We start from the raw sequence: 25,498 nt of genomic DNA on the forward strand, positions 1-25,498 counted from the left end.
CGCCGTCCGCGAACGCTTAACCCAAGCTTCACCTCACCCGAAACCTTCCGACGCTACGGTCCGGCGGCGGCGATTCGCCGCGCCTCGAAGGGGAGGATCACCATGCGTCGCATCAAGACCCTCGTGCTGCTGGTCGCCTTGCTTGCGGTCACCGGAGCGGCGGGCATGGCTTCGGCGGGCAAGGCGCCCTACCGGATGACGTTTTACAACGATGCGGGCGAAGTGGTGGGCATGCAGGTGGGAACGTGCTCGGGTTCCTACTACGTCTGGGGAGAACGCACTGAGCACTACACGATCGAATACCTGCCTTGTGAGCCTTGATCCGTACCGCGATGCGCGGGGCATGACGACCCGCGCGCGTCGCTAGAAAAGCGGTTCCATATCGACGACCTGCGGCGATCGGCCGCGCACAAAGAGGGAGAGCTACATGAAGCGAACGAAAGCAGCGCTGTTCTGCGTCTTGCTGGCCGTGGCCGGCATCGGCACCGCGAGCGCGTTTTTCCCGGTGACCTGGGAGTACTACGACGAGGCGGGGAACATCGTCGGCTACAAGACCAAGGGATGCGATCCGAGCGATCCCAACAAGGAAGAGCTCACGGGACAGGAGACGAGTCGCTTCAAGGCTTATTACGGCTGTCTGCTGTAAGCACGCCGCGTCGTTGTTGTCATGCAACAGGCCTGGTGCGTCCAGCGCACCGCACTCAAACGAGAGGGTATCCGCATGCGTTACAGAAAATCCTTGCTGCTCGCGCTTGTGCTGGGTGTCAGCGCGGTTTCCGGCATCGTCGTCGCCGGCCCGCCTGGCCAGTGGTATACGACCACCTACTACGCCGATGCGTCGAAGACGGGTGAACCGGTCGGGGGCAATCATGCCGATTGCGGCGGGTTCTACCAGTCCTGGGGAGACTCGACGCCTTACTACACGCGCGTCTTCGGCTATTGCGATTGAATTGCGGAGCTGCCGTCGACATCGACTGTCATACGTTTCAACACGCGGCATTCCGCCGCAAAAAAGGAGGGAACTTCAATGCATCGCATCAAAATGGCTCTGTTCGGCGTCTTGCTGGTGGCCTCGGCCAGTACCGGAGCGGCCACCAACGCCAGTTGCTGCTACCCCGGGTCGAAGATCTACTACGACGAGACGGGTGCCCAGGTGGGGTACCAGATGATCGGCTGCGGTGACGATGCCCTCTATGGAGAAGCGACAAGCAACTTCAAGTGGGTTCCCGGCTGCATCGCGTAAGTTCGGTCAATCCGACACAAGAACGGCCCGGCAATGTCCGGGTCGTTTTTTATGGTGTTCCGTATTTATTTCGTCGGAGGGTGTGGTCTTTCGGGCAGGGCCGCCAGTGGTTTCGAGCCATGAAACCAAACTAATCTGAACGAAAAAGCCAAGGCTGCGTTCAATGCAATCGAGTACTTGGGATTGGGGCGCGAGAAAATAAGCCTGGCTATACCGGGGGCAGGCGGTTTGTAGTAGCCTGATTCCAAGGGGCGAAGGGTAGAAAATGGGAAAGATTTTTGGGATTTGCCTGCTGTTGATTAGCAGTTGGGCACAAGCTGGGGACGGGGTCTACAAGCGCGGTGATTTCGAATTCTCGGTGGCACCGCCGCCGGAGTTCGCTGACGTGCGCCCGCTTCCGGATGCGTGGCCCGCGGATGCGCCCGGAGCCAAGGATGCGCAATGGCGGACATGGCGCTTTGACGAACAGGTCGACTGGCGCAGGAAGGCGCATGTCGATTTCGTCGACTATGCGTTTGAGGCGCGTTCGACGGCCTTGCTGGGCGATGCCGGGAAACTCAGTATCACGTTCAATCCCGAATACCAGCGCCTTGCCATTCATCGCGTCGAGTTGCGCCGCGATGGCGTCTGGCAGGATCGTTTGAATCCGGAGCGAATTTCGCTGGCGCGCCGCGAGAGCGAATTCGAAGAAGACATGGCGAACGGCAATGTCACGGCCTTGCTCGTATTCGACGACGTGCGTGTCAATGACGTGGTTCGGGTGACTTATACGATCACGGGAAGCAATCCCATCCTGGCGGGCCAGGAGGCGGAAAGCGTGTACTTCGCATGGCGCAATCCAATGCTGGAGTCGCGCCTTCGCGTCCTGGCCGATCCGGGCGAGCGCTTCAATGTGAAAGGCGATCATGGCGCGCCGGAACCAAAATACGCAGACACCAAGGATGGCGCGGAGGTCGTGTTGACTGCCCGGTCAGTGGCCCCGGTCGAGGACGAGAAGAATTATCCGGTTTGGTATCAGCCGTTTCCGCTCGCCCAAGTCAGTACAGACCGCACCTGGGCCGATGTCGTGTCGTGGGCGGTTCCGCTTTATCCGGCCGTGGAGGGGGGCTTGCCGGATGAACTCGAATCCAGATTGCAGGACTGGCGCCGCCTCCCTGACGAGATGGCGCGCTTGCAGGCGGTGCTGCGCGCGGTCCAGGACGAGGTGCGTTATTTCGGTGTCGAGATGGGCGAAAACACACATCGTCCCGCATCACCGGCGGATACCTGGAAACATCGTCGCGGTGACTGCAAGGACAAGGCTTATCTGCTGGTCACGTTGCTGCACAGGCTGGGGATCAAGGCTGAGCCTGCGTTGGCGTCGATCCGCTACGGACGGGCGGTTCAGGATCGCCTGCCCTCGGCATATGCCTTCGATCATGTCATCGTTCGTGCCCACGTCGGCGGCAAGCCCGTCTGGGTAGACGCCACCGCGACGCAGCAAGGCGGTTCTCCGCGCGACATCGATCTCAGTGCCATGGGAGTGGCGCTGCCGATCGCGGCGGGCATCGAGTCGCCCGTGACTATCTCTGCGCCGGACCGGCATGATTTCGGCATTGAAACCATCGAGAAATACACGCCGTCTGCGGATGGCCGAGAAACGCGTTTCGAGGTCACCACCACTTATCGCGGAGCCGCCGCGGACACATACCGCAGGAGGCTGGCGAGCGAGAGCAGTGAAGAGCGCACGCGCCGTTATGCCGACTATTACCGGAAGCGGTTCGGTCAGGTGCAAGTGGTGTCGGAGCCGTCGCCATCCGATGATCGCGCGGCAAACGTCCTGCGCATCAGCGAAGATTATACGCTGACGGCGCCATTCGAAAGCGAAAGCGGCGCTGTCCGCCGGTTGGATCTTCGTGCCGACTCCCTCGACGAACTCGCGGCATTGCCGTCGACGATCGCGCGAAAAGGCCCGCTTTTCTTCGCCTCGCCGGGCCGTTATGTCCAGGAGATACACGTCCGGATTCCGGCGCAGTGGCGGGCAAAATTCAAGGACGAGAAGGAAAGTGTCGCGGCCAAGGCGTTTTCGTATGACCGGGATGTGAAAGTCAACGACGCCGAAGCGGTGCTCACGTATCGGATCGACGTCAAGGAAAGGGATATCGCTGCTTCTGAGGTCGGCAATCACCTGGAGCAATTGCGACGTGCCCGGGACACGCTGGCGGCGAGCCTGAGATTCGCCATGCCCTTGACCGATGACGCCGATGCGCGTGCCAAACGTCTGCAAAATCTCCTGCGTGACCTGTCGTTGCCCTCCGAGGATAAGGCTCAGTGAGCATATTCCGTTTTTCGCATGTGTTGATGGCGATACTGCCCCTGTCTTCAGTAGCGACGGCGTTCGCAGCGGAGCCCAAGGCTGCGGCATTTGATGCGGTGGATGAATGGAAGAAGTTCCTTGCCACGGGCAACATCGAGAAGTCGTATGCGGGCTACGATTTGATGTCGACCGTGTCCTACGACGAGGAAGGCGTGGATGCCGAAGCATGTACCAAGCATCGGCAGGAGATCGAGGGTGCGGTGCAGATGGCGCCGGTGAGCATTGCGCTTCGCCATATCGCGGTGTTGTGCGCGCAGGCCAATGGCGACAAGGCCGGGGTTGAGCGCCATGGCGTGGCCCTGGATGCGCTGTCGTCGTTGGCGTTGTCACAGGCGAAATCGTCCAGTCCCACGATCGCGCCGCCGATACGGGTCATGGGGGCGCAGGATGCGAGCACGCTTCTCTCGATTGCCGGCCTGGAGACGAAATACGAGTACTACATATCGGCGTGGCCGGCGCGCTACCTTCCTTACGTGAAAGTGGTGACGGACCCGGCCACTCAGCAAGAGCGCCACCTTGTCTTTGATACGCTCGATACCATGAATGCCGTTGTTCGTGAGGATACCTATACCGGTTATCCGATCCAGAAGTGGAGTATCGCGGAGCAGTTGATAGAGGGAGAGGCCGAGAATGGTCTGACGCGCGCCGTCGACGCGCAGGCACTTCGCGCGGCATGGCTGGTCGAAGACCCCGCGGAGAAAATAGCGAAGTTGAAGACGGCCGCTGCGGATCACGGCTTGCAGTCACTCGGAGCCTGGCTGCTGCTTTGCCAGAAGAATCCTGCGGAAAGTTGCCGCGATGGGCTGGTGGATGCCATGTTGTCCGGTTCCGAGCAGCGGCAGGCATTCCCCATGGCATTGTTCGCATATGCGCACGCCTACGGGATTGGTGTTAGCAAAGATGAGAAGACTGCCCAGACTCTTCTTGACGCAGCCGACGAGCTCTGGCCAAAGGCATCGGCGAGCGCATTAATCGCATCGCTCTGGATCCTCACGAATGAGGGCGAGATGCCGGAGTTTGTCCGGAATTCCGCCGATCGGGCTGTGAAGGCGGGGAACCTCGAGGCTGTCGTGCTCATGACGGACTGGCGCCTTCGTCAGAAGATGACCATCGACGACGCGCAGCGTGCACGACTGTCCGCAGCTGACATCAATCCGCGCGGGGCAGGGTATGCGTTGCTCGCGCGGGATGCCATCAACCGCGGTCAGGCCAAGGAAGCCATCGAGTGGATGCGCCGCGCCGCCGAGGCAGGCAACGCATGGGCCGAAGAACAATATGGATGGAGTCTCCGGTTCGGGCGCGATATCGCCAAGGATCGTGAGGCGGGCGGACGTTGGCTCCGTGCGGCGGCGAATGATGGTCAATCATATGCAGCCCGTCTCATGGCACGTGAGGCGGCCAGCGGTCAGAAATGGAATGAGGCCATGAATTGGCTGTTGGCACCGACCAAGGCGGGAGACATCGACTCGTTGCTGATGTTGGCCGGCATCATGGCATCGGGCTATGTCGGCAAGGAGAAGATCCCGACGGGGGTCGAGGTGTATCAAAAACTTGCCAATGGAGGGGTCGCCGCGGCAAGCCGCGCGCTGGCAATGATGGCGCTGGAAGGCGACGGCATGGAAAAGTCACCGGCGCAAGCGGAGGCATGGCTACGCAAGGGCGCGGAGGCGAAGGATCATGAATCCGAGGCCATGCTAGGCATGGGATACCTGAAGGGTGAATTCGGCAAGGTCGACGAGATGGAGGGAAAGCGCTGGATGGATCGAGCGCTCGCCGCCAAAGAACCGCTTGCCTTTGTGGAGTACGGCTCATGGCTGTACCACCAAAAGAAGACACTCGAGTCGCGCAAGCAGGGAGTGGATGTTTGGAGGCAGGGCATGGAGGCGGGGGATACGATGGCGGCCAACAATCTGGCCTGGGCGCTTTGCACGGCGCCCGTCGATGAAATCCGCCAACCGCAGCGTGGCCTGGAAGCGAGCGCGCGCATCGGCGATATCGATGAAATCAGCGCGGGCCAGTTGGATACTGTCGCAGCGTGCCATGCGGCGGTCGGCGACTACACGACGGCGGTGAAAATGCAGAAAGAGGCAGTCGCCAAGTTTCAGGGCTATATCGATGGATCCCCGGATGTCAAAAAGGAGGGGATGGAAACGCTGAAACGCGCCAAGAAACGCCTTGCTTTGTATGAAGCCGGAAAGCCGTACATCGAGACCGACCCCGAGGAATGATCCGCGGGAAGGATCAGCGCGTGCATTTCCCTAAAGGTGATCCGTTCCACAAGAGGCGGGTCGAGCAGTGCTGACGCATGCTCCCGCCGCGTGGCTGGGCTAGGATAGAGATCTCATCCCGAAACACGATCACAATGGCCGATCACCGCCGCCGCACCCGCATCCTCGCCACGCTTGGTCCCGCCACCGACGCTCCTGGCGTCCTCGATGCCATCCTGCGCGCGGGCGTGAACGCGGTTCGTCTCAATTTCTCACATGGTGATCCATCGGCGCAGGTGGCGCGCGCGCAGCGCGTGCGCGAGGCGGCCGCACGGCTGGGAGTGGAGGTGGGCGTCCTCGCCGATCTGCCCGGGCCGAAGATTCGCGTCGAGCGCTTCGCCAATGGGCGTGTCTCGCTGCGCGCGGGCGAGCGCTTCGATCTGCTGGCGAGCACCGACGCGCCGCCGGGCGACGAGCATCAGGTCGGCGTGAGCTATCTCGGATTGCCGCAGGATGTGCAGCCCGGCGATACCTTGCTTCTCGATGATGGCGTGGTGCAGCTCAAGGTGGAACGCATCGAAGGCGAGCGCATCGTCACGACGGTGATCAACGATAGCGTGCTGTCCGATCGCAAGGGCTTGAACAAGCAGGGCGGCGGGCTTTCGCTCGGCGCGCTGACCGAGCGTGATCGCGAACTGATCGCGATCGCCGCCGAAATGGACGCCGATTTCATCGCCGTTTCGTTCTGTCGCAATGCCGAAGACATGAACGAGGCGCGTCGCATCGCCCGCGAACATGGCAGCGATGCCGCCCTGGTGTCGAAGATCGAACGCGCTGAGGCGATCGAGAACCTGGCCGAAATCATTGAAGCCAGCGACGTGGTGATGGTGGCGCGCGGCGATCTTGGCGTGGAGATCGGCGACGCGGAGTTGCCGGGTCTGCAGAAGAAGATCATCCGTGAATCGCTGGCGCGTAATCGCGTGGTGATCACCGCCACGCAGATGCTGCAGTCGATGGTCGACAGCCCGGTCCCGACGCGCGCGGAAGTGCTGGACGTGGCCAACGCCGTCATCGACGGCACAGATGCGGTAATGCTGTCGCAGGAATCCGCCGCCGGCCATTTTCCAGTGCGTGCAGTGGAGGCATTGGTGCGTATCTGCACCGGTGCCGAGAAACAGTTCGAATCCGATACCGATTTCGAGAAGGCGCCGCGCGACCTTGAGCGTGCCGACCAGGCGATCGCGATGGCGGCGATGTTCCTCACCGAGCACATCGGCGTGCGCGCGATCGTGGCGATGACCGAATCCGGTGGCACCGTGCGGTATCTGTCGCGATTCCGTTCTAGCGCGCCGATCTACGCGTTCTCGCGCCACGTCGGTGCGCGGCGGCGCATGAGTTTGATGCGCGACGTCTTTCCGTTCGATTACGACAGCCGCGGGCAGACGCCGCGCGAGGCGGCGCGAGGCAGTGTCCGCCTGCTGGTCGAGGCCGGCTTGCTCTCGTCCGGCGAGCGCGTGGTGTTCACCAGCGGTGAGCACATGGAAACCCATGGCGCCACCAACACGCTGCGTCTGCTGCAGGTCGGCGAAGACGGCCGCGCGGAAGGACTGGGCGAACTGTAACCCTGGTGTACCCTGCTGCCGGAAGCCGCAAGGCGGCCGTGCATCCATCAGGGAGTCGTCATGACCAGGACCAACGCTTTCTCGCTGCTGTGCGTCATCATTCGTGTTTTCGCGCTCTGGATACTCGCCAAGATCGTGTTCCAGTTGCCGGGCTTGATCGCCGTCATGGAAGACGCGATGCACGAGGACATGAATCCCTGGATCTTCACCATTCCGTTCGTGGCCGGGTTGCTGCTGGCGGCATTGCTTTGGCTCTTCGCGGATAAATTCGCGCGGCTGGCGCTGACACGTCCCCAGGATCAGGTTTTCGAAAGCGATCTTGATGCTTCGACCTGGTTCGGCTTGATTCTCGCTGGCATCGGTGCCTGGTTTTTCTTCGTGGGCCTGCTCGACGGCGGGAGCCTGGGCATAAAGGCGTTCGTGTACGACCAGTTCAGCCAGGAATACGGGCGCATGGATCTGCCGCCGGATTTCAAGGTTGCGGTCGCCAGGGTGGTGCTGCAATTGGTGGTGGGCGCCATCCTGATCCTGGGCGGACGCGGGCTCGCCGCGCTTTTGCACAAACTGCGCTATGCCGGGCTGCGGCGCGGGCAGGGGCAGAGTGAGGACGAGGGGCAAGTCCCGGATTGAACATGCCGGCAAACCTGAAAACGGTTGCATTCACCGGCCCGTGCGGACGGCTTAACGCGCCCTGGCTATAATTTCCAGTTCCTCCCGCCGCCATCGAATCCCAGACATGAGCATCGAACAGCTTGCCGAAACCGCCCTGGCCATGGTCGCGCCGGGCAAGGGCATCATCGCGATCGACGAATCGAACAACACCATCAAGAAGCGCTTCGACGGCGTCGGCATCGAGAATTCCGAAGAGAATCGCCGCGCCTATCGCGAACTGCTGCTGACCACGCCCAAGCTCGGCGACTACATCAGCGGCGCGATCCTGTATGACGAAACCATCCGTCAGGCCACCAAGGCCGGCGTGCCGTTCACCAAGGTGATGACTGAGAACGGCGTCATTCCGGGCATCAAGGTCGACAAGGGGCCGTTCGCGCTCGCCGGTTTCCCGGGCGAGGTGGTGACCGAAGGGCTCGACGGTCTGCGTGCTCGCCTGGAGGAGTACTACAAGCTCGGTGCGCGCTTCGCCAAGTGGCGCGCAGTGATCAACATCGGCGAGGACATCCCCTCCGGCACCTGCATCGAGGCCAACGCGCACGCGCTCGCGCGCTACGCCGCGCTGTGCCAGGAACAGGGTCTGGTGCCGATGGTGGAGCCAGAGGTGCTGATGGACGGCGCCCATGACATCGAAACCTGCTACGAAGTCACCGAAGTGACGCTGCGCGCGCTGTTCGACGCGCTGTACCAGCACAACGTCGCGCTGGAAGGCACGATCCTGAAGGCATCGATGGTGCTGCCGGGCAGTGAGAGCGGCGAGAAGGCTAGCGTCGAGGAAGTGGCCGAAGCCACGCTGATGTGCCTGAAGTCGACCGTGCCGGCGATCCTGCCGGGCATCGTGTTCCTCTCCGGTGGCCAGAGTGACGAGGATGCCACCGCGCATCTCGATGCCATGAACCGCCTGGGCCCGAACCCGTGGCCGCTGTCGTTCTCCTATGGCCGCGCCATGCAGTCGGCCGCGTTGCAGCTGTGGTCGAAGGACCTGACGGGCAACGTGGCGAAGGCGCAGCAAACCGTGTACGCGCGCGCCAAGGACAACGGCTTGGCCGCGCTCGGCAAGTGGGGCAAGGCCGCGTAAGCGCGTCTTGAGATCGACTCATGGAAACGCCGGCCTTGTGCCGGCGTTTCTGTTTTCATTGTCGAGTGATGTCGCCGTATCGCGATGAATCGCTGCGGACTTCAGCCCAGTGACGCCAGCCACTCGTCGTCGGAGCCTTCGTTGACGCCTTCGAACAGGAACGTCGATAGATAGCGCTCGCCGGTATCCGGCAGCATCGCCAGGATCACATCGTCCTTCTTCGCCGACTTCGCCACTTCCAGTGCGGCGGCGGCGGTGGCACCGGCGGAGATGCCGACGAAGATACCTTCCTCCGCGGCCAGTCGGCGCGCAGTGTCGCGTGCGAGGATGTCGTCGATCGGGAGGATTTGCGACGCGACTTCGCGATCGAGCACGGCGGGCACGAAATCCGGTGTCCAGCCCTGGATCTTGTGCGGCTGCCATTCCTTGCCGGTGAGCAGCGAAGCGCCGGCAGGTTCGCAGGCGGTCACCTTCACTTCCGGACGTGCGACCTTCAACACCTGACCGACACCGGTGAGCGTGCCGCCGGTGCCCCAGCCGGTGACGAAATGATCGAGCCGGCGGCCGGCGAAGTCGCGCAGGATCTCCGCTGCCGTGGTCTGACGGTGATACGCCGGATTGGCCGGATTCTCGAACTGCCGCGCCAGGAACCAGCCGTGCTTCTTCGCCAATTCCTCGGCCCTGCGCACCATGCCGCTGCCGCGTTCGGCGGCGGGTGTGAGGATCACCTTGGCGCCGTAGGCGCGCATCAGCTTGCGGCGTTCGATGGAGAAGGTTTCCGACATCGTCGCGACGAATTTGTAGCCGCGCGCGGCGCACACCATCGCCAGGGCGACACCCGTGTTGCCGGACGTGGCCTCGACGATGGTATCCCCGGGCTTGAGCAGGCCCTTGGCCTCCGCATCGAGGATGATGGCGATGGCCAGGCGGTCCTTGACCGAGCCGCCGGGGTTGAACGCTTCCACCTTGACGTACAGCGTGACGTGCTCCGGCGCGATGCGGTGTAGGCGCACGACAGGCGTGCCGCCGATGGTGTCGAGGATGCTGTCGTGGATCATGGTCGCGGTGCTCCGAGCAGGAGGGTCGGGGAACCCGCGTAACGCGTGCGGGCCTTGTGGGTTGACCACACTAGCGCGTTTCGGGGGATGGCTTAAGGCACGGATGCATCTTGCCGGCTGCCGTTAGAATCGAACGGATTTTTTGAGCGGATGCCCAGCTTGATGTTAACCAGGCGTTTGTTGAAACGGCCCGATACCTGGGCTGCGCCGATGACGCGACTGTGCGCCGGCTCGAGGGCCCGTGGCAAGGGGTTCGCTATGCTAGAAACGGATAGACGGAGACGAACACGCGAGCCTGGCCCGGCAGCGGAAAACCGAACATGCGCATCCTTGTAATCGAAGACGAGCACAAGACCGCCGAATACCTGCGCAAGGGGCTGTCGGAGCAGGGGTATAGCGTCGAGGTCGCGCACAACGGCGAGGACGGCCTGCATCTGGCCGAAACGGGCGGCTACGAAGCCATCATCCTCGACGGCATGCTGCCGCGACTGGATGGCGTGGTCGTACTCGAACGGCTGAGGCGGAATCACGCGACGCCGGTGATCATGCTCACGGCGCGCGATGCCGTCGAGGATCGCCTGCGAGGACTCGGCGCCGGTGCCGACGACTATCTGGTCAAGCCCTTTTCGTTCCTCGAGCTTCTGGCGCGCCTGCACAACGTCACGCGGCGCAATCATGCCGAGCAGTCCGTCGGCGTTACGATCGCGGATCTGCATGTCGATTTGATCGGCCGCAGGGCCATGCGCGGCGGCCGGCCATTGAACCTGACGGCCAAGGAATATGGCGTGCTGGCTGTTCTCGCGCGTCGACGCGGCCAGATCGTTTCCAAGACCATCCTGATGGAATCGGTCTGGGGGATCAATTTCGATACGGACACGAATATCGTGGAGGTCACCGTCAAGCGCTTGCGCGCCAAGCTCGATCAGGTCGGCCAGTCGCGGCTCCTGCATACCCTGCGCGGCATGGGGTATGTCCTCGAAGATCAGGATGGGCAGCCGACATGAAACTGCCATCGCTCGTGGTGAGGATCATGCGGGCGCAGACGCTGGCCACGGCGCTGATGTTCCTCGCGACCGGCACGGCGATCTTCGCGTTCCAGAAGAGCGAGCTCAATCGACAGCAGACGAAAGAACTCTTCACGCGATTGCAGATCATCCTGCCGATGGTCGATCGCACACATCAGCCGCACAAATGGGCGCTTCTGAAGGAGAGGCTGGAATCCTTCACGCCGCGCGGCGACAGCCTGCGCTATATCATCGACAGCGGGGATCCGCGATTCGACTTCGGCACGCCGTTCCCCGCAAACGCGCGCGTGCGCCGTGTCGCCGACGGCTCGTTCTATGTGCAATTGGGCGATCGCACGTTCCATGCCGTGCAAACGGACGTGCCGGCGCGCGAAGAGCGGCCGGCGTTGCGATTGACGGTGGCGCTGGACCATCGATCGGTCGAGCAGACCAGCCTCATGCTGGGTCTGGGAATCGGTGGCATCTCGCTCCTGGCGGTCGTGATCGTCGGCGTTCTGAGCCGCGCCATCGCGCGGCGCGGTCTGCGTCCGCTCGACAAGCTTTCTCATCATGCGGCTGGGCTGAATCCGAATGATCCCGAGGCGCTTCTGCCACTCGACGATCTGCCGGAGGAGTTGCGTGAGATGACGCGCGCCTTCAACGGCGCACTCGAACGTCTGCATGTGGCGAACGCGCGCCTGTCCTCGTTCAACGCCGATGTGGCACACGAGTTGCGCACGCCGCTGGGGAACATGATCGGTCAGACCCAGGTCGTCCTGTCGCGTCCACGCCCGGGTGACGAGCTGCAGGAGGTGTTGCATTCCAACCTCGAAGAACTGGAGCGCATGCGATCGATCGTCAACGACATGCTGTTCCTGGCGCGGGCCGATCAGGGCGCGATGGTAGACAACCTTGTCGTGACCTCCATCGCCGAGATCGCACGCCGCACCGCTGAACTGTTCGAAAGTATTCTTGATGAGACCGGGCGGGTTCTTGAAGTCGACGGTGACGCCGTCGCGGCGGTCGAGCCTTCGCTACTGGGACGTGCGATCGCCAATCTCATCGACAACGCGATCCGTCACGGCGACAGCGGTGGTCCGATTCGCGTGTTGATCCATCAGGATGGCGGGATGGCTACCGTCAGCGTGCGGAACCCGGCGAGTGCCGCCATCGCTTCGCAGATCGATCGTTGGTTCGATCGGTTTTTCCGGCTGGATTCGGCGCGCCGGCACGATGGCGGCAGTCATGGCCTCGGTCTTGCGATCGCCAAGGCGGTCGTGGTCATGCATGGTGGCACCGTGGAGGCGCGTTATCAGGAAGGCGAGATTGTCGTCGATCTGTTGCTGCCGGCGTCTTCAGGCACGACAGTTCGCGATGCGACGATCAAGCCGTCTGCTGTTTCATCGACTGTCGCCATTGCGGGCGGTTTGACAACAAAAACCGATCATTGAAGGGGAGGCGCCCTTCGGATTTCGTCATTCCCGCCTTCGCGGGAATGACGAGCAGGGAGATCATCAGGTCAGGCGATCAGATCAGATCGCCTGTTCTTCCATGTCGTCATGCCGCCGCATGCGGGACAGCCGGAGCACCGCCGTTCGCACCAGGATGTAGAAGAGCGGAATGTAGAAGATCGCGAGAATCGTCGCCGTCAGCGTGCCGCCGACCACCGCCGTGCCGATGGCGATGCGGCTGTTCGCGCCGCCGCCCGTCGAGAGCGCCAGCGGCAGCGAGCCGAAGATGAAAGCGAAGCTCGTCATCAGGATGGGGCGCAGACGCAGGCGTGCGGCTTCGAGCGCGGCCTCCACCACTTCCTTGCCGCGACGCTCCGCCTGCTCGGCGAACTCCACGATCAGGATCGCGTTCTTGGCCGCCAGACCCATCGTGGTGATGAGACCGATCTGGAAATAGACGTCGTTCTCCAGGCCGCGCAGCGTCACCGCCAGCACGGCGCCGATCAGGCCGAGCGGCACGACGAGCAGCACCGCGATCGGGATCGACCAGCTCTCGTACAAGGCCGCGAGGCAGAGGAAGACCAGCAGCAGTGAGAGTGCGTACAACAGCGGCGCCTGTCCGGACGACAGGCGCTCCTGGAACGACAGACCCGACCAGGCCACGCTCACGCCGGGGATCTCGCGCGCGATTTCCTCCATCCGTGCCATCGCCGTGCCGGTGCTCACGCCGGGCGCGGGAACGCCCTGGAATTCGGCGGCGGAAATGCCGTTGAAGCGCAGCAGCGCGGTCGGCGACTGTGCCCACGCTGTATTGGCGAAAGCCGAGAAGGGCGTCATCTGCCCGTTCCCGCCGCGCACGTGCCATTGATAGATATCGTCAGGCTTGGCGCGGAACTGGGAGTCGCCCTGCACGTAGACCCGCTTCACGCGTCCGCGATCGATGAAGTCGTTGACGTAGGAGCCGCCCCAGGCGGTGGAGAGCGTCGAGTTCACGTCGTCCTGCGTCAGGCCGAGCGTGGAGAGCATCTGCGGATCGCTGGTGACCTTCAGCGTCGGCATATCGGCCAACAGCGTCGGTCGCACCGAGCTCAGCAGCGGGTCCTGGCGTGCGGCGGCGAGCAGGCGATTGCCTGCGGCGGCGAATTCGTCACGTGACATGCCGCTGGTGTTCTGCAATTCCATGGTGAAGCCCGCGGTCTGGCCGAAACCGCGAATCGGTGGTGGCGCCAGCACGAAGACTTCCGCATCGCGAAAGCCGGAGAACGCCTTGCCAACGCGCGCGATGAAGGCGTCGATGCCGTCCTCGGGTGCCGTGCGCTGCGACCAGTCGATGAAGCTGACGAAGCCTTGCCCGGAATTTTGCGATGCGGTCGGCCCGCCGCCGCCGGCGACCAGGAATGCGGCGTTGATGCGCGACTTCTCGTTCTCGTTGAGATAGTCGGCAACCTGGTCGCGCACCTGCATCGTGCGCCCCAGTGTCGCGCCACCCGGAAGACGGAACTGGATGCTCACCCGACCCTGATCCTCGGAAGGCAGGAAGCCGGTCGGCAGGCGCTGGAACAGGAGCACCAGCAGCACCGCGATGCCGGCGTAGATCAGCAGGTAGACCAGTTTATGCCGGAGGATGCTCTGCACCGCCCGCAGGTAACGGTCGGTCGCACTCTCGAAGGTGCGGTTGAACCATTGCCCGGCATTGCGGGGTGCGGCTGCGAAGCGCGGAAAATGACGCGCGATCCAGCCATGCCCGGATTCGGAATGCTTGGATTTCAGCAGCGTCGCCGTCAACGCCGGGCTCAGGATCAGCGCGACCAGCACCGACAGCACCATCGAGGACACGATCGTGAGCGAGAACTGGCGATAGATCACGCCGGTGGAACCGCCGAACAGCGCCATGGGCAGGAACACCGCCGACAATACCAGCGCGATCGCGATCAATGCGACGTTGATCTCGCGCATCGACTCGATGGTCGCCTCGCGCGCCGTCATGCCCGGATTTTCGTGCATCAGGCGCTCGACGTTCTCGACGACGACGATGGCATCGTCGACGAGCAGGCCGATCGCGAGCACCAACCCGAACAACGTCATCGTGTTGATGGAGAAGCCGGCGACATAAAGAATGCCGAACGTGCCCAGCAGCACGACGGGTACTGCAATCGCGGGCACCAGCGTGGCGCGCCAGCTCTGCAGGAAGACGAACATGACGATCACGACCAGAATGACCGCTTCCAGCAGCGTTTTCGTCACTTCCTCGATCGACAACTCAATGAAGGTGGTCGCGTCGTTGAGGTAGGTGACTTTCCAGCCGTAGGGCAGGTTGGTCGCGAGACGCTCGACTGCCGCCCGCACCAGCTCGGCGGATTCCAGCGCGTCGGCACCCGGTGCCAGTTGCAAAGACATGCCAGCGGCGGGATGGCCGTTGAGGAGCGCATTGGAGTTGTAGTTTTCGGAGCCCAGTTCGACGCGCGCGACGTCCTGGATGCGAACGGTCGCGCCATTCGGTTCCGTCTTGAGCACGATCTGCTGGAACTGCGCCGGTGTCTGCAAACGCGACTGCGCCGACACCAGCGCGTTGAGCATCTGCGTCGCCGGTTGCGGCTGATCGCCAACCTGGCCCGCCGCCACTTCCGCGTTCTGGCTGCGGATCGCGGTGACGACGTCGCTCGGCATCAGCTGGAAGGATGCGAGCTTGGCCGGGTCCAGCCAGATCCGCATCGCGTAGGCGCTGCCGAACACGTTGGCGTCGCCGATGCCGCTGACGCGGGAAATCGGGTCCTGGAAATTGGAGACGAGATAGTCGGCGATGTCGCGGTTGGTGACCGTGTTGGTCTCGTCGTAGAGAGCGATGAGCAGCAGATCATCGGGATTGGCCTTGCGTACCACGATGCCTTGCTGCTGCACCTGCGACGGCAATCGCGGGATCGCCTGCTGCACCTGGTTCTGCACCTGGACCTGGGCGATGTCGGGATTGACGCTGGTGTCGAAGGTGACGCTGATGGTGACCTGGCCGCGCGACGCAGACGTCGAGCTGAAGTAGAGCATGCCGTCGATACCGGTCAGCGACTGCTCGATGACCTGGGTGACGCTGTTCTCGATCGTCTCCGCCGAGGCGCCGGGATAGCTGGCGCGGATGGTGACGGTGGGCGGCGCGACGTTCGGGTATTGCGAGATCGGCAACGACTTGATGGCGAAGGCGCCGCCCAGCATGACGACGATCGCCAGCACCCAGGCGAAGATGGGGCGTTCGATGAAGATGCGGGAAATCATTGCTTCGCCTCAGCCCCCCGCCGCGGGTGTCGATGTCGGCGGCAGGAGGCGCTGCGGCGTCGATGCGGTGACGGGGCGCACGGGCATGTCCGGGCGCAGTGAGGCGGTGCCCTGGGTGATCACGCGATCGCCCGGTTGCAACCCGGCGGTGACGATCCAGTCACTGCCGTCGGCGCGATCGGCGGTGACGGGACGCTGCACCGCGCGATCCTGGGCGCCGACGATCCACACGAAGGCGTTGCCGGTCGGCCCGCGCACGAGCGCCGCCTGCGGAACCCGATAGGCCGAGACCTGGGTCGCCTGCGCGAAGCGCGCGCGCACGAACATGCCCGGCAGCAGCACGCCGTCGGGATTGGGGACGCGGATGCGCAAGGTGACGGTGCCGGTGGACTGATCGACCAGCACTTCCGAGAACTGGAGCGTTCCCGGCTGCGGATAGACGCTCCCGTTCGGCAGCAGGATGCTGGCGTCCGCATCGGCGGGCTGCGCGCTGCCGGAGGACAGCTGCTGGCGCAGGGCGAGCAACTGCTGCGCCGATTGCTGCACGTCGACGAAGATCGGATCCAGGCGCTGGATCGTGGCGAGCGCGGTGGCTTGATCCGGCGACACGAGCCCGCCGACCGTCACCAGCGAGCGCCCGATGCGTCCGCTGATCGGTGCCGGCACGGTAGTGAAACGCCGGTTGATCTGCGCGGTGGCGAGGGTCGCCTCGTTCTGCGCCACGGAAGCGCGCGCCTGATCCGCGGCGGCCACCGCATTGTCGTAATCCTGGCGGCTGATCAGTTGGTCGCCGACCAGGGATTGATTGCGGCGCGCCAGCGCATCGGCGGCCTTGAGGTTGGCGCGCGCGCTTTTCAGATTGGCCTGCGCCTGATCGACGGCCGCCTGATACAGGCTGGGATCGATCTGATACAGCGGCTCGCCGGCACGCACCAGCTTGCCTTCCTGGAACAGCTGGCGCTGGATCAGGCCGCCGACCTGCGGACGCACTTCCGAGCTCTCGTAGGCCACCGCCCGGCCGTTGAACTCGTTGGTCAACGCGACGGAAGTCGGCTTGACGACGACATAGCCGACTTCCACGACCTTGTCGCGCTTGGGTTGTTTGTCCGAGGTGCCGCAGCCGGCGATGCCGAGGCACAGAACGATCGCGGCAAGAAGCTTGCAGCGGCTATTGTCGAAGGAAGCCAACGAACGGGTCTCCAAGGTTCACGGCGAAGCCGTGTTGACGCACTGCAACGAGACTAGCAATGCCCGCCGGTCGTCACGCTGACACGAAAATGACAACCCTGTCAGACGATCGCGGCAAGCGGGATGTGTACAAATCCGTTATCAGGGGATTCATCTTCCATGCCCTGCGGCCGTGCCGGTGACGCCGTGGTTTCGGGACGCCCCGGCGGCGGCTTGGTACTCTGCGCATCCGGCGCGCTGTCGGGGTTTCTAGGATAGCTTGAGTGAAAGAGGAGATGTCGTTGGCCATGGTCACGCCCAGGAAGATGGCGGTCGCGCGGGGTGCCCGATGATCGACGTCGGCGATGGCATCGTGCTGCGGCGCTGGCGGGCGGGCGATCTCGACGCGCTGCTGCGGCATGCTGATGACGAACAGGTCTCGCGCGGCGTCAGCGACCGATTTCCGCATCCGTACACCCGGGCCGACGGTGAGGCGTTCCTGGCGGGGCAGGTGATCGACCTGAGCCAGCCGGTGTTCGCGATCGAGATCGGCGGCGAGGCCAGCGGCGGCATCGGTGTGCGTCCCGGGCAGGGCGAGCGCCGCATCGGCGCGGAATTCGGCTACTGGCTGGGGCGCAGCCTTTGGGGGCGCGGCTTGATGACGCGCATCGTCGGCGTGTTCGCGCCCTGGGCGATGCACGAACTGCAGTTGTATCGCTTGCAGGCGACGGTGCTGGATTTCAACATCGGCTCCGCGCGCGTGCTGCTCAAGAACGGTTTCACTGAGGAGGGCACGCAGCGCTGCGCCGTGCTCAAGCGCGGATGCCTGCACGATCTGCGCACGTTCGCCAGAACACGGAAGGATCTTGCCGATGCGCCGTGACCCATCAGCCTCCGCGGCGTTGCGCGGGCAGCGCGATGCCGAATTGCGCATTTACGGTCTCAATGCCGTGCAGGCCGTGTTCGCGCGGCGTCCGCAGGCGATTCGCAAGCTGTACCTGCTCGAAACCCGCATCCCGCAGTTGCAGCCGCTGCTGCAATGGTGCGTGGCGCGTCGCGTCGGTTATCGCGTGGTGGAAGAGGACGACCTGCGCAAGCTGGCGGCCAGTTCGCATCATGAAGGCGTGGTCGCCGAGGTCCTGCGCGAGGAGCCGGGCGCGCTGGGTTCGTGGCTGCGTGATCTGCCTGCGGGACCGCAGTGCGCGCTGTGGCTGGATGGTGTCGGCAATCCGCACAACCTTGGCGCGATCCTGCGTTCCGCGGCGCATTTCGGTGTCGGCGCATTGCTGCTGCCGAGGGATTCGACGCTGGCCTTGTCCGGTGCCGCCGCACGCGTCGCCGAAGGTGGCGCGGAGGCGGTGCCGCTGGTCCGCCTGGGCAATGCCGTGAACGCCATCGGACAGCTGCGAGGCGCGGGGTTCACGCTGGCCGCGACCGTCGTGCGCGGTGGCGATGATCTGTTCGCGGCCGCGTTGCCGGAGCGGCTGGTGTACGTGCTCGGCGCGGAGGGCGAGGGCATGGATGCGGCGCTCGCGGAGGCTTGCGATCTGCGCCTGTCGATTCCCGGGACTGGAACGGTCGAGAGTCTCAATGTCGCCGCCGCGACGGCGGTGCTGCTTTTCGCTTGGGCGAGAAACCATTCCTAGGCATTCTGGGATTGAGCGTGAGACATCGCTCGTCATTCATGCGGGGCAGGAATGACGGCAAAAATGCTCTAATTCGCCCTTATGAATGATCCAACGCAGACATCATCTACGCGTGCGCCCATCGCGATCCCGCTTGCCTGGGGGCTGGCGGCGCTCTATGCCGTGGTCGCCATCATCGTCATGTGGTACGCACCGCGCGTGCCTTATGCGGATGGTTGGCGCTTCCTGGGACATTTCCTGACGACACCCTTTCCGAACAATGTTCTCGCGCCGGACAACGGCCACCACGAGATCATCCCGAATGCGGTGCGCGTGGCGGAAATGCAATTCTTCCACGCCGGACAGTGGTTACAGGTCTGCGTCGGAATCGCGTTCGCGTTGGCGACAGTGGTGCTTGCGTGGCGCGCGCTGCGTTCCCTGCCGACTCCTGCGCAGAGAGCGGCAGCAATGCTGTTCGCCGTGCTCGGATTGTTCTGGCTGGGCAACGTGCGCGCACTCGGGCATGCAAACGAGAGCGTGCATGCGTGTGCGGTGACCTTGTGCCTGGCGATCGGTCTCGGCCTGTTGTCGCGACAGGATGACGCCGGGATTGGCATCAAGGATGCCATCGTCGCATCGCTCTTCGGTTTGATCGCGGCGTTTTCCTTCGGCAGCGGAATCGCCTGCTTCGCGGCGTTCTTCATCGTGGCGGGACTGCGTCGCGCGTTGGTGTGGACGCATGTCGCATTGGCTTGCGGGTTGCTGGTCACGCTGGCGCTGCTGCATCTGAGCGGCGGAAACGATGCGGCGGCGTTGCGCCTCGTGCCGGGAGCGCAAGCGGATCGACTGCTGCGCTGGCTCGCGGGTCCCGCCGTCTACGTGGCGTGGCCCGTGCTCGATCCGGCGTTGGCCACGCAACTGCCGGTCGCACCCGTTCGCAAATTCGCCGAATCCTTCGCGCAGAATTATCAGACATCGTTCGGTCCGGTCATGCTCGCGCGCTGGCCGCACGTACTGCTGGCCGTGTTCGGATTGGCCTGGCTGGCGTTGAGTACGCTGCGCGCGCGCCTCGCGCCGTTGCCGGCGGCATTGTTCGGCGTCGGCTTGTCCTGGTTCGCGGTCGCTGTCGGCGCGATGATCGTATTGGTGCGGCTGGAGTATTTCCTCGATCATCCCGATCAGTTGCTGGCACCCCGCTATGTGGTGTGGTCGAGCCTGTTCTGGAGTGGTCTGGGCATCGCCACGGTTGCCTACATGCGTCCCGGCAGAGCCGTGGTATTGGCGACGCTATGCGCGATCGTCCTGCTGCCGAGCGAGGTCTGGATGGCGAAACTCGGCGCGGGCATGTGGCGCGTCGCCGATCAGACCGCGGTGGCCGCGGCGGTTGGCGTGCTCGAACCGGAACTGGCGACGGGCGAAACCGTGCCCGACGAACTGGTGCAAGCCCTGCCGGCGATCAGGACGGCGCGCACGGCGGTATTCGCATGGCCGGAAACGCAGTGGCTTGGCCGTGCGCCCGCAGCGGATGCGTTGCGGTTGCAAAACGTGCGCGAGATGAAGGTCGATGGCGTGGGCAATCGCCTCGGCACGCCCGGACGCCGCGTGCGCTTCAATGTCGATGACGCTTCCGCGCAACGGTTGCTCTTGATTGATGCCGACGGCATCGCGCGGGGCATCGCGATCCGCGATACCGCGACGGATGCAGGTTGGATTGGCTGGATGCAGCAGGAGGGGGCGGGCGCGGTACGCGTGGTGGCACTCATTCGCTAAGGCTCGCAGCCCAACGTGAGTCATCCCGGCGAAAGCCGGGATCCAGTTTTTCTGGAAGCTTCGCACTTGCCGAACACAAGGCTGGATCCCGGCTTTCGCCGGGATGACGAGCAGTAGTGTCGGAGGTGTTTATTCCTCCGGTGGCGTCACTTTCTTCGCTTCGCTGCCGAAATCCCCATCCGCCGAAGCGGCGAGATAGGCGAACACGGCATACGCGGCGACGTTCTGCGCAAGCGCCTTCGGATCGATCTTGTCGAGCGTGTCGTCCGGCGTGTGGTGATAATCGAAGTAGTCGGTGCCGTCCTGCGCCAGGCGTGCCCAGGCCAAGCCCTGTGCCGCGAACGGGCTGATGTCCGGTCCCGGGCCGCCCTTGCCGGGCGTGTGTTCGATGCCGAGCGGTGCCAGCGCTTCGGCGATCTGCTGGTCCGCGGCCTGCGCATATGCGGGCGCGGAGCTCGAGTAGGCGTAGATGCGACCCGCGCCGAAGTCGCTTTCGGCGGCGAGCTGATGCTGCTTGACGCTCCTGGCATGTTCCTGCGCGTAGGCCTTGCCGCCGTACAACCCTTGTTCCTCGTTGGCGAAGGCGACCACGCGGATCGTGCGCGCGGGCCGCTGTTTGCTGTCGCCGATCAGCTTGGCGGCCGCCATCGTCAGTCCGACGCCGGCACCGTCGTCGATCGCGCCGGTGCCGAGATCCCAGGAATCCAGATGCCCGCCGATCAGCACGACTTCATCGGGCTTGCTGGCACCACGCATCTCGCCGATCACGTTGTAGGACGTGGCCTGGCCATCCCATCCGCAATCCAACGCGAAGCGCACGCGAACGGAACCACGCTCCAGAAGTCGCGCGAGCTGGTCGGCATCCGGCGCGGCCAGCGCCGCAGACGGCACAGGTGTCAGGCCGTCATCGAAACGGGTGATGCCCGTGTGCGGATTGCGATGCGAATCGGTGCCGGCCGAGCGCATCAGATAACCGATCGCGCCGGTGCGGATCGCCGCCGATGGACCACGGCTGCGGATGCCGCCACCAGGACCGTAGCCAGCGCCGTCCTTCGCGCGCGGCATGCGGAAATCGACGAAGGCGATCTTGCCGGCGAGCGAACCCGCGGGCGCTGCTTCTAGTGTTGCAAGATCGGCGAAACGCACGATCTCGCCTTCGGCCGTGCCGCCGGGGCTGCCGCCGAGCGCGGTCAGTGCCAATGGCTGGCGGTTTGTACCCAGTATTTCGCCATGTTCGCCACGGCGTTCCCATTTCGGAAACGTCACTGGTTCCTTCCATACCTTGTCGAATCCAAGCTCGCGGAATTTTGCTTCCGCCCACTGCACGGCGCGCGCATCCGCTTCGCTGCCGGCCAGGCGCGGGCCGACTTCCGTCGTCAATGATTCGGTGATGCGGAAACCGAGGTCGCTGGCGAGCGCGCGCTCGCGCAACTCGGCCGCGCCTTTGAGGGCGGCCTCGGGAATGCGCGTCTCGCGCGGCGCGGCCATCGCTGCACCGGTGAACGACAGAAGCGAAGCGGCGAACAGCATTGCCGTCGGCGCGAGACGGAGCGATGCGCGCATGCGATGTCCTTGGACGAAGGGAAACCGCGAGCTTAGCAACCCGCGACGCCGGTGCTATCTGTCGCAAGTCATGTGCGACTTGAGCATTTCTCTCGTCAGGTTATCGTCTGGATTGAACCGGGCCGCGGAGCGGCTTCGCATCCGATGCGCATCAGCTGCCGTTCGCCGGGATGGCGCTTTCGTTGAGGCTGTAGATATAGGCATCCACGATCGAACCGTCGTCCAGCTTCGCCAGGGCGATGACGCGTTCGTAGCCTTCGCCCTCGAACTCGTCGAGGCGCGCCCAGTGTTCGGCCAGGGCGTCCGAGCTGAAGAGAAATCCTTCGACTTTGCCGCCGTGCTCGTCCAGGACGATGCCGGGATAACCGATCGCCGCGCCCCAGCCTTCCTGGAACAGCGTGCCGGTCACCGTCGCCGGCTGCCATTTTCCCGGGACGTTCGCCAGGATGTGTTCGTTGGGTCGCCCTGGGGCGAGCGTTCCGTAAACGAAAAGTCGGGAAGTCATCGTGCGCTTGAAGAGAGTGCTCTTGAACAGCTGCCAGACCACGAGCTTAGCAAGTGGCGGCGATGCTTCGACTTGTTGTGAGTCATGCCAGCGTTGAGCGTTTTTCGTCGCTGCTTATCGCCGGTTTTAAGGCTGGGGATGAGGAGGTGCCGGGCGTCGACACCGCCAGGATCTGCATCGAGAATCCTGGCGATGTCATTCGCGCTTTCAAGGCAAGAGATCCGAGACTTCGGCTCCCGGCAAAGCGCAGGCGGGAATTACTTCTTCAGCGAATCGCGAATCTCGCGCAGCAGCACGATGTCTTCCGGCGTCGCGGCGGGCGCTGCCTCGGCGGGCTTGCGCAGACGGTTGTAGGCCTTGAGGAAGAGGAAGATCACGAAGGCGATCAGGACGAAATCGATGATGGTCTGCAGGAAGGCGCCGTACTTGATCGCCACCTCGGCCGCGATTTCCTTGCCGGCGGCATCGAGTTGAGCGGGTTTGAGCACCTGTTTCCAGTCGGTGACGCTGACGCCGCCGCTGAGATAGCCGATCACCGGCATCACCACGCCGTCGACCATCGAGGTCACGATCTTGCCGAAGGCAGCACCGATCACCACGCCGACCGCCAGGTCGACGACGTTGCCGCGCGCGATGAATTCCTTAAACTCGCTGATCATGCCCATGATTTCACCCTCGCAATCGCCTGTGGAGACGATAGCTTACACAGCGAGGGGATTGCTTACACGGCAGGCGGCAGGATGCGACAGTCCAGTTCGATGAGGTCGTCAAGAGCACCGACACAGACATCGCCGGCTTCCAGCGCCGCCACGCCGGCAGGCGTGCCCATGAAGATCAGGTCGCCGGCACGCAAGGCATAGAGCTTGGACAGTTCGTGCAGGATGTCCGGGGCGTCCCAGATCATCTGGTCGAGCTGTGATTGCTGGCGCAGCGTGCCGTTGACATGCAGCGACAACGTGCGTGATGCCAGATCGCCGACCTGGGCGGCGGGCACCAGCTCGCTCATCGGCGCGGATTGGTCGAAGCCCTTGGCCGTATCCCAAGGCAGACCTTTCGCTTTCGCCGTGGCTTGCAGGTCGCGGCGCGTCAGATCGAGGCCGACGCCGTAGCCGAACACGAGCGCCTGCGCATCCTCGATGGCGAGCACGCCCGCGGGCGCATCGTGGCCGAGTGCCACCACCAGTTCGATCTCGTGGTGCAGGTTCTGCGTGCCGGGCGGATAGGCGGCGGTGCCATCCAGCGCGAGCGCATCGGCGGGTTTCGCGAAGAACACCGGCGATCCGCGCTCGCTTTTCGCGGCCGGAGCCTCGGCGCCCATTTCCTTGGCGTGATCGGCGAAATTACGGCCGACGCAATAAATGCGGCGCACGGGAAACGTGGCACCGCCACGGACCGGAACGCGCGGCGGGACGGGCGCGGGGATGACGTCAGTCATTGGATCGGAGGCTGGAGAGATGTCGCGATTTCAGCGCAGCAGCGGCTGATTGGTCTTCGGGACGACGCGATACTCGCCGTCGACCACACGCTTGCGCGTCGCCACTGGCTTGCCGCGCTGACCGAGCAGGCGCAGCAGTAGGCCGCCGATCAACATGGCCGCGCCGACGAACACGCCGATCACCAGCAACACCAGCAGCAGGGCCACGCCGAGCAGGCCGAATGCAACGCGCAGCAGCGTGTGGCGCGGCTTGCGCGGTGCGAAGAGGGCGGCAAGGCCAAGGGTGAGGCGGGTTTTCACGTTACGGAACATGGTCTGGAACGAATGTGCGGACATCGACGTGACACAATGATGTGGTTCGAACTTCAAGCGACAAGTATCGGGCGCGGCATGAACGAAGATGTAAGAAGTTCGTTAATGGAAACGGCAACCCCCTCATCCGAGCCTTCGCGGCGGCTGATCGCCTTGCCGGAGCTGCCGGATGGCGGCTTCGCCGAGGTCGAGGCGGTGATCGACGGCGACGCTGAATCGCTGATCCTCTATCGTGATGGCGACCATGTGCGCGCTTGGCTCAATGTCTGTCCGCATGCCGGGCGGCGGCTTGATTGGGCGCCGGGGCAGTTTCTGAAATCGAAGGATGGGTTGTTGGTTTGCGCTGCGCATGGTGCCAGCTTCGAGTTGGTCAATGGTGGGTGCGTGGCTGGGCCGTGCCGGGGGGAAAGCCTGCGGGCGGTGGCGGTGCGGGTTAGTGATGGGCAGGTGTTTTTGGGGTAGGTGTGGTTCTTCGGTTGTTTAAGGGTAAGCAAGAGCGTTTCGTCCGCTGTCGCGGCCGAGTTCATTTCTTTTGGTAAGCGCCAAAAGAAACGAACCAAAGAAAAACGCTTTCCCCGACGAAGCAGCCCCAGGGTTTCATTGCTATCGGGATTTTTCGACTCGCCATCCATGGCTCGGTCGAAAAACGGCGCACATCCCTGTGCGCCGCCCTCCGGGTCTCCGGGAGCTAAGTGCGTTCAAGCATCTTTAGAAGCGAAAGATGAGGCAAAGCCGAGCAAAGATTTTGCTCTTGGCTGCTAAACCTTGCGAGCCGATATGTGCCTAGACCCGAAGGGCGGCGGGCAGGAAGCCCGCCGTTTTCCGACCGAGCCATGGATGGCGAGTCGGAAAATCCTGGGGCTCAATCCGCCATGGGATTGCTGTGTCGAGAAAAGCGTTTTTCTTTGGTTCGTTTCTTTTGACGCTTATCAAAAGAAATGAACTCGGCCGCGTAGCGGACGAAACGCCTTTGCTCTTCACAAGCAACGGCAGCAGCAAAAGCCAAATGGATCCCAGCTTTCGCTGGGACGACGATCCAGCAAGAAGCTGGATTCCGGCTTCCGCCGGAATGACGAGCAAACGGCAGAAGCAACGGCAGAAGCAACGGCAGAAGCAACGGCAGAAGCAACGGCAGAAGCAACGGCAGAAGCAACGGCAGAAGCAACGGC

At 63.6% G+C, this 25,498-nt stretch carries 24 protein-coding genes; 15 read left to right on the forward strand and 9 right to left on the reverse strand.

Annotated elements, in window-relative coordinates:
• Positions 1-102: 102 nt before the first annotated feature.
• From AC1RNP_RS04070 to AC1RNP_RS04110, 9 genes are all read left to right on the forward strand, one after another.
• Positions 103-321, forward strand: coding sequence for a DUF6289 family protein (locus AC1RNP_RS04070; RefSeq protein ID WP_493049974.1), 219 nt, complete (start codon positions 103-105; stop codon positions 319-321).
• Positions 322-427: 106 nt separating this feature from the next.
• Positions 428-646 carry a DUF6289 family protein gene (locus AC1RNP_RS04075; protein WP_493049975.1) on the forward strand — a complete coding sequence of 73 codons (219 nt, stop codon included), beginning with the start codon at positions 428-430 and terminating at the stop codon, positions 644-646.
• Positions 647-721: 75 nt separating this feature from the next.
• Positions 722-949 carry a DUF6289 family protein gene (locus tag AC1RNP_RS04080; protein ID WP_493049976.1) on the forward strand — a complete coding sequence of 76 codons (228 nt, stop codon included), beginning with the start codon at positions 722-724 and terminating at the stop codon, positions 947-949.
• A 78-nt stretch (positions 950-1,027) separates the two neighbouring features.
• On the forward strand, positions 1,028-1,243 hold the full coding sequence (locus AC1RNP_RS04085) for a DUF6289 family protein (RefSeq protein WP_493049977.1): 216 nt from the start codon (positions 1,028-1,030) through the stop codon (positions 1,241-1,243).
• Between the two features lie 265 nt (positions 1,244-1,508).
• A complete protein-coding gene (locus tag AC1RNP_RS04090; RefSeq protein WP_493049978.1) occupies positions 1,509-3,557 on the forward strand; it encodes a DUF3857 domain-containing transglutaminase family protein in 2,049 nt (682 codons plus the stop codon).
• The gene (locus AC1RNP_RS04095) at positions 3,554-5,827 is read left to right on the forward strand and encodes a tetratricopeptide repeat protein (RefSeq protein WP_493049979.1); all 2,274 of its coding nucleotides are present in this window, start codon (positions 3,554-3,556) and stop codon (positions 5,825-5,827) included. The genes AC1RNP_RS04090 and AC1RNP_RS04095 overlap by 4 nt, the downstream gene beginning before the upstream one ends.
• Positions 5,828-5,961: 134 nt before the next feature.
• Entirely contained in the window at positions 5,962-7,428 is a 1,467-nt protein-coding gene (gene pyk, locus AC1RNP_RS04100; RefSeq protein ID WP_493049980.1) for a pyruvate kinase, read from the forward strand.
• Positions 7,429-7,488: 60 nt separating this feature from the next.
• Positions 7,489-8,058: a hypothetical protein gene (locus tag AC1RNP_RS04105; protein WP_493049981.1), complete on the forward strand. Its 570-nt coding sequence runs from the start codon at positions 7,489-7,491 to the stop codon at positions 8,056-8,058.
• 106 nt (positions 8,059-8,164) lie between these two features.
• Positions 8,165-9,175, forward strand: coding sequence for a class I fructose-bisphosphate aldolase (locus AC1RNP_RS04110; protein WP_493049982.1), 1,011 nt, complete (start codon positions 8,165-8,167; stop codon positions 9,173-9,175).
• A gap of 101 nt (positions 9,176-9,276) precedes the next feature.
• On the opposite strand, the gene cysK is transcribed toward AC1RNP_RS04110, so the two are convergent.
• Entirely contained in the window at positions 9,277-10,233 is a 957-nt protein-coding gene (cysK, locus tag AC1RNP_RS04115) for a cysteine synthase A (RefSeq protein ID WP_493049983.1), read from the reverse strand.
• Positions 10,234-10,553: 320 nt separating this feature from the next.
• On the opposite strand from cysK, the gene AC1RNP_RS04120 reads away from it, so the two are divergent.
• Both AC1RNP_RS04120 and AC1RNP_RS04125 read left to right on the forward strand, forming a co-directional pair.
• Positions 10,554-11,237, forward strand: a complete 684-nt coding sequence (locus AC1RNP_RS04120; protein ID WP_493049984.1) for a heavy metal response regulator transcription factor — start codon at positions 10,554-10,556, stop codon at positions 11,235-11,237.
• Between the two features lie 56 nt (positions 11,238-11,293).
• A complete protein-coding gene (locus tag AC1RNP_RS04125; protein ID WP_493050281.1) occupies positions 11,294-12,688 on the forward strand; it encodes a heavy metal sensor histidine kinase in 1,395 nt (464 codons plus the stop codon).
• An 81-nt stretch (positions 12,689-12,769) separates the two neighbouring features.
• On the opposite strand, the gene AC1RNP_RS04130 is transcribed toward AC1RNP_RS04125, so the two are convergent.
• Positions 12,770-15,952: a multidrug efflux RND transporter permease subunit gene (locus AC1RNP_RS04130; RefSeq protein WP_493049985.1), complete on the reverse strand. Its 3,183-nt coding sequence runs from the start codon at positions 15,950-15,952 to the stop codon at positions 12,770-12,772.
• A gap of 9 nt (positions 15,953-15,961) precedes the next feature.
• Entirely contained in the window at positions 15,962-17,140 is a 1,179-nt protein-coding gene (locus tag AC1RNP_RS04135) for an efflux RND transporter periplasmic adaptor subunit (protein WP_493049986.1), read from the reverse strand.
• A 328-nt stretch (positions 17,141-17,468) separates the two neighbouring features.
• Between AC1RNP_RS04135 and AC1RNP_RS04140 the strand changes: the two genes are divergently transcribed.
• The 3 genes from AC1RNP_RS04140 to AC1RNP_RS04150 all read left to right on the forward strand — a co-directional run bounded on the left by AC1RNP_RS04140 (position 17,469) and on the right by AC1RNP_RS04150 (position 20,514).
• Entirely contained in the window at positions 17,469-18,002 is a 534-nt protein-coding gene (locus AC1RNP_RS04140) for a GNAT family N-acetyltransferase (protein WP_493049987.1), read from the forward strand.
• The gene (locus AC1RNP_RS04145) at positions 17,992-18,765 is read left to right on the forward strand and encodes a TrmH family RNA methyltransferase (protein ID WP_493049988.1); all 774 of its coding nucleotides are present in this window, start codon (positions 17,992-17,994) and stop codon (positions 18,763-18,765) included. The genes AC1RNP_RS04140 and AC1RNP_RS04145 overlap by 11 nt, the downstream gene beginning before the upstream one ends.
• Before the next feature lie 81 nt (positions 18,766-18,846).
• A complete protein-coding gene (locus tag AC1RNP_RS04150; RefSeq protein WP_493049989.1) occupies positions 18,847-20,514 on the forward strand; it encodes a hypothetical protein in 1,668 nt (555 codons plus the stop codon).
• A gap of 129 nt (positions 20,515-20,643) precedes the next feature.
• Here the strand turns inward: AC1RNP_RS04150 and AC1RNP_RS04155 are convergent, their stop codons facing one another.
• The 5 genes from AC1RNP_RS04155 to AC1RNP_RS04175 form a co-directional block, all read right to left on the reverse strand.
• Positions 20,644-22,044: a M28 family peptidase gene (locus AC1RNP_RS04155; RefSeq protein WP_493050282.1), complete on the reverse strand. Its 1,401-nt coding sequence runs from the start codon at positions 22,042-22,044 to the stop codon at positions 20,644-20,646.
• A gap of 184 nt (positions 22,045-22,228) precedes the next feature.
• The gene (locus tag AC1RNP_RS04160) at positions 22,229-22,582 is read right to left on the reverse strand and encodes a gamma-glutamylcyclotransferase family protein (protein WP_493049990.1); all 354 of its coding nucleotides are present in this window, start codon (positions 22,580-22,582) and stop codon (positions 22,229-22,231) included.
• Positions 22,583-22,839: 257 nt separating this feature from the next.
• Positions 22,840-23,247 carry a large-conductance mechanosensitive channel protein MscL gene (gene mscL / locus AC1RNP_RS04165; protein ID WP_493049991.1) on the reverse strand — a complete coding sequence of 136 codons (408 nt, stop codon included), beginning with the start codon at positions 23,245-23,247 and terminating at the stop codon, positions 22,840-22,842.
• A 56-nt stretch (positions 23,248-23,303) separates the two neighbouring features.
• The gene (locus AC1RNP_RS04170; RefSeq protein ID WP_493049992.1) at positions 23,304-24,017 is read right to left on the reverse strand and encodes a fumarylacetoacetate hydrolase family protein; all 714 of its coding nucleotides are present in this window, start codon (positions 24,015-24,017) and stop codon (positions 23,304-23,306) included.
• Positions 24,018-24,047: 30 nt separating this feature from the next.
• Entirely contained in the window at positions 24,048-24,329 is a 282-nt protein-coding gene (locus AC1RNP_RS04175; RefSeq protein ID WP_493050283.1) for a hypothetical protein, read from the reverse strand.
• A gap of 105 nt (positions 24,330-24,434) precedes the next feature.
• On the opposite strand from AC1RNP_RS04175, the gene AC1RNP_RS04180 reads away from it, so the two are divergent.
• Entirely contained in the window at positions 24,435-24,791 is a 357-nt protein-coding gene (locus AC1RNP_RS04180) for a Rieske (2Fe-2S) protein (protein ID WP_493050284.1), read from the forward strand.
• Between the two features lie 400 nt (positions 24,792-25,191).
• Here the strand turns inward: AC1RNP_RS04180 and AC1RNP_RS04185 are convergent.
• Positions 25,192-25,498: hypothetical protein (locus AC1RNP_RS04185; RefSeq protein WP_493049993.1), on the reverse strand; the 307-nt coding region annotated here is incomplete at its 5' end.

This window comes from Luteimonas sp. GW821-FHT14E02 (genome assembly GCF_058803905.1).

Excerpts from the sequence above, each read along its gene's own strand:
- AC1RNP_RS04070 (WP_493049974.1), top strand. The coding sequence starts at position 103 with ATGCGTCGCATCAAGACCCTCGTGCTGCTGGTCGCCTTGCTTGCGGTC.
- AC1RNP_RS04075 (WP_493049975.1), top strand. The coding sequence starts at position 428 with ATGAAGCGAACGAAAGCAGCGCTGTTCTGCGTCTTGCTGGCCGTGGCC.
- AC1RNP_RS04080 (WP_493049976.1), top strand. The coding sequence starts at position 722 with ATGCGTTACAGAAAATCCTTGCTGCTCGCGCTTGTGCTGGGTGTCAGC.
- AC1RNP_RS04085 (WP_493049977.1), top strand. The coding sequence starts at position 1,028 with ATGCATCGCATCAAAATGGCTCTGTTCGGCGTCTTGCTGGTGGCCTCG.
- AC1RNP_RS04090 (WP_493049978.1), top strand. The coding sequence starts at position 1,509 with ATGGGAAAGATTTTTGGGATTTGCCTGCTGTTGATTAGCAGTTGGGCA.
- pyk (WP_493049980.1), top strand. The coding sequence starts at position 5,962 with ATGGCCGATCACCGCCGCCGCACCCGCATCCTCGCCACGCTTGGTCCC.
- AC1RNP_RS04105 (WP_493049981.1), top strand. The coding sequence starts at position 7,489 with ATGACCAGGACCAACGCTTTCTCGCTGCTGTGCGTCATCATTCGTGTT.
- AC1RNP_RS04110 (WP_493049982.1), top strand. The coding sequence starts at position 8,165 with ATGAGCATCGAACAGCTTGCCGAAACCGCCCTGGCCATGGTCGCGCCG.
- cysK (WP_493049983.1), bottom strand. The coding sequence starts at position 10,233 with ATGATCCACGACAGCATCCTCGACACCATCGGCGGCACGCCTGTCGTG.
- AC1RNP_RS04120 (WP_493049984.1), top strand. The coding sequence starts at position 10,554 with ATGCGCATCCTTGTAATCGAAGACGAGCACAAGACCGCCGAATACCTG.
- AC1RNP_RS04125 (WP_493050281.1), top strand. The coding sequence starts at position 11,294 with ATGTTCCTCGCGACCGGCACGGCGATCTTCGCGTTCCAGAAGAGCGAG.
- AC1RNP_RS04130 (WP_493049985.1), bottom strand. The coding sequence starts at position 15,952 with ATGATTTCCCGCATCTTCATCGAACGCCCCATCTTCGCCTGGGTGCTG.
- AC1RNP_RS04140 (WP_493049987.1), top strand. The coding sequence starts at position 17,469 with ATGATCGACGTCGGCGATGGCATCGTGCTGCGGCGCTGGCGGGCGGGC.
- AC1RNP_RS04145 (WP_493049988.1), top strand. The coding sequence starts at position 17,992 with ATGCGCCGTGACCCATCAGCCTCCGCGGCGTTGCGCGGGCAGCGCGAT.
- AC1RNP_RS04150 (WP_493049989.1), top strand. The coding sequence starts at position 18,847 with ATGAATGATCCAACGCAGACATCATCTACGCGTGCGCCCATCGCGATC.
- AC1RNP_RS04155 (WP_493050282.1), bottom strand. The coding sequence starts at position 22,044 with ATGCTGTTCGCCGCTTCGCTTCTGTCGTTCACCGGTGCAGCGATGGCC.
- AC1RNP_RS04160 (WP_493049990.1), bottom strand. The coding sequence starts at position 22,582 with ATGACTTCCCGACTTTTCGTTTACGGAACGCTCGCCCCAGGGCGACCC.
- mscL (WP_493049991.1), bottom strand. The coding sequence starts at position 23,247 with ATGGGCATGATCAGCGAGTTTAAGGAATTCATCGCGCGCGGCAACGTC.
- AC1RNP_RS04170 (WP_493049992.1), bottom strand. The coding sequence starts at position 24,017 with ATGACTGACGTCATCCCCGCGCCCGTCCCGCCGCGCGTTCCGGTCCGT.
- AC1RNP_RS04175 (WP_493050283.1), bottom strand. The coding sequence starts at position 24,329 with ATGTTCCGTAACGTGAAAACCCGCCTCACCCTTGGCCTTGCCGCCCTC.
- AC1RNP_RS04180 (WP_493050284.1), top strand. The coding sequence starts at position 24,435 with ATGGAAACGGCAACCCCCTCATCCGAGCCTTCGCGGCGGCTGATCGCC.